The organism is uncultured Sulfuricurvum sp. (assembly GCF_937936435.1).
Classification (GTDB): Bacteria; Campylobacterota; Campylobacteria; order Campylobacterales; family Sulfurimonadaceae; genus Sulfuricurvum.
In genome coordinates, this window is the sequence record NZ_CALDDG010000136.1 from 1 (window position 1) to 2,866 (window position 2,866).

The following is a 2,866-nucleotide window of genomic DNA, read 5'->3' on the forward strand; positions in this document are numbered from 1 at the left end:
GATAAAGGAATGTGACTGGAGTTCAGACGTGTGCTCTTCCGATCTTTTTAAAATACCGGTTAAAAAACAATGGCTAAGAATCGGCCATGATCCTCTATGGTTTTATGTTACTAACCGTATCAAAGAATCTCTTCCCGATGTTGCCGTCGTACTCGCCGCCCATCCCGACGAAGTACCGTTTATCTCTTCGATGTGCGATTTTACGGTCGTTTCCGGCGGAGAAACACGACAGCAATCACTGAAAAACGCTCTCCAACACGTCTCTACTCCCTACGTAATCGTCAGCGATATAGCCCGTGCTTGTATCGATTCCGAGCTTTTGCATGCCCTAATAGCCCGTAAGGACGAAGCCGATGTCATCGTTCCCGCGCTCGATGTCATCGATACGGTCACCTATCGCAATGAAACCATCGAACGCGATCAGGTCAAGCGTATCCAAACACCTCAACTCTCAAAAACATCCATACTTCGACGCGCACTCAATACGGATCAGGAATTCACCGACGAAAGCAGTGCGATCGTCGCCGCCGGCGGAACACGTGTTTTTGTCCCCGGAGATCCCCGTGCGGCGAAACTCACACATGCTTCCGACACAGCCGTCTTGGAGTGTCTGGATGCCCCATCTTCGATCGTATTTACGGGTAACGGCTTCGACGTCCACCCTTTCGAAGAGGGCAAACCGATGGTTCTCGGAGGAGTTACAATCGACAGTCCTTTCGGATTTAAAGCCCACAGCGACGGAGACGTTGCGATACATGCCCTCATCGATGCCCTTTTAGGGGCTGCCTGTCTGGGGGATATCGGGATGCTTTTCCCGGATACGGACGCCGTCTATAAAAATATCGACTCCAGAGTGCTCTTAAAGCGCTGCGTCGAAAAACTGCATAATTTCGGCTTCGTGATCGCTCATGCCGATATTACGATTATTGCCCAAACTCCTAAGATTTCCCCGTATAAAGACGAAATGCGACGCGTCTTGGCCTCACTGTTACACCTGCCGCTTTCTCGGATCAATGTCAAAGCAACGACGACGGAACATCTCGGATTTATCGGACGTAAAGAGGGGGTTGGAGTGATTTCTACAGCATCAGTACACTATTTTGATTGGAAAAACGGATGAACATACTTATTATCGAAAACGAGATCTATCTTGCACAAAGCATTGCTTCAAAGCTAAGCGATCTCAGCCACAACTGCGATATATCAAGCTCAACCAAAGAGGGTCTGCGCGGGATTCCCTATGACGTTATTCTCCTCTCGACGAATATCAGCGGTCAAGACATCTATCCCGTCATCGAAGCCTATAAAAATGCCGTCGTCATTCTTATGGTAAGTTATATTAGCAACGACACCGTTTCCAAGCCTCTCGCGGCAGGTGCCAAAGATTATATCCTCAAACCGTTTATGATCGAAGAGCTGATCCGGAAAATCCAGCACTTTCAAAACCATGAGCGGCTAAAACGCCAGAATCAAACGTATGAGCGCTATCTCACCCATACGTTCAACACGATCAATGTGGATGAAGATCTGGACAAAATCGAACTCCCGCTTTTCATTTGCAGCGGCTACCAAAAATATGCCGATGCTTTTGCATTCCGATATGCGGCCCATCATGACAAACCGCTTCAGTTCATTTCGCTCTCATCGGCAAAAGCCTTTAACGACATTGCCCACTTAAACGATGATTCGATCCTCTACATCACCGATTTTCAAAATCTGAAAAAAAGCGAATATAAAGCATTTTACGATCTGATCGCTTCGAAAGAGTGTATTATTGCCAGTACGGACCCTATCGACAATCCCCCATATCGGGTCATCGAAATCGAAAGCGACAACCATCTGTTTGATCAGGGAGAGATTCTTCCGATCGAAGAGTACGTCAAATATATCATGATCCATTTCCAAAATCGCTTTCCGGATACGGAACTTTCCAAAAAACTGGGAATCTCGCGAAAAAGTTTATGGGAAAAGAGAAAGAAATATGGCATCGTCAAGAAAAAATAGAGCCCTTTTTATCGATCAGGAAGCCGTATCCGCCCTTATTTTACTAAAGGCGGGGATGCTCTCTCCCGTAACCGCTTTGATGAACGAGGCCCAAAGCAAAGAGGTTTTAAGTACGGGTATGTTTCAGGGAAAAACCTTCCCCTTTCCCCTCATTCTCTCTCCCAGCGGGAACGTCAACGAAACAATTCTCACCTCGGCACACAAAGGGGAAATTCTCGATCTCGTCAGCGACAATAAAGTCGTAGGCGAACTGTGTGTAGACGAAGTCTATCCGATTGACCCGCGCGAACGGCTCCGCCAGATCTACGGTACCGAAGATCTCTCCCATCCCGGAGTCAGCCTTACCTATAAACGGTTGGGCAAATACGCTATCTGCGGCGATTATACTCTCGATCTTTCTCCGGTGCAATCGATTCAGGAAAAAATCGCCGAAGCACAACAGCAAATCGGGGCGGAACATACGACCGCTATTTTCATGGCAGCGAATCCTCTACACCGTGCGCATGAGCGTCTCATACGTCAAAGTCTGGAGCGTACCGATCTAATCGTTATCTTTTTATTGCAACCTTATAACAATGCAAATCTCAACTACGCGCTCCGGTATCAAACCCTCGAATTTTTCATCGATAATTATCTCCCGCGTAACAGAGTCATCGTCGTTCCGTTAGAAAGCACCTATATTTTTGCCGGAAGCAACGAAGTCATCATCGATGCCATCGTGGCCAAGAACTATGGCTGTGATCGGCTGATGATCGGTCAAAACCATGCCGGCATCGGGATGTACTACGATCATAATGCCAACAAATCGATTGTCGACCGATTGGTGGGGATCGATATCGATGTCTGCATCTCCAGCGAATAC

General features: G+C 47.4%; 2 protein-coding genes. Both read left to right on the plus strand.

Translation table 11 applies throughout. The features are described from left to right. Positions 1-1,116: 1,116 nt before the first annotated feature. Positions 1,117-2,004 (plus strand): response regulator, encoded by an 888-nt coding sequence (locus Q0389_RS12935; RefSeq protein ID WP_298694821.1) that lies wholly within the window; start codon positions 1,117-1,119, stop codon positions 2,002-2,004. Further along, on the plus strand, positions 1,982-2,866 hold an 885-nt coding region (locus Q0389_RS12940), incomplete at its 3' end, for a sulfate adenylyltransferase (RefSeq protein WP_298694823.1). The genes Q0389_RS12935 and Q0389_RS12940, both read left to right, overlap by 23 nt.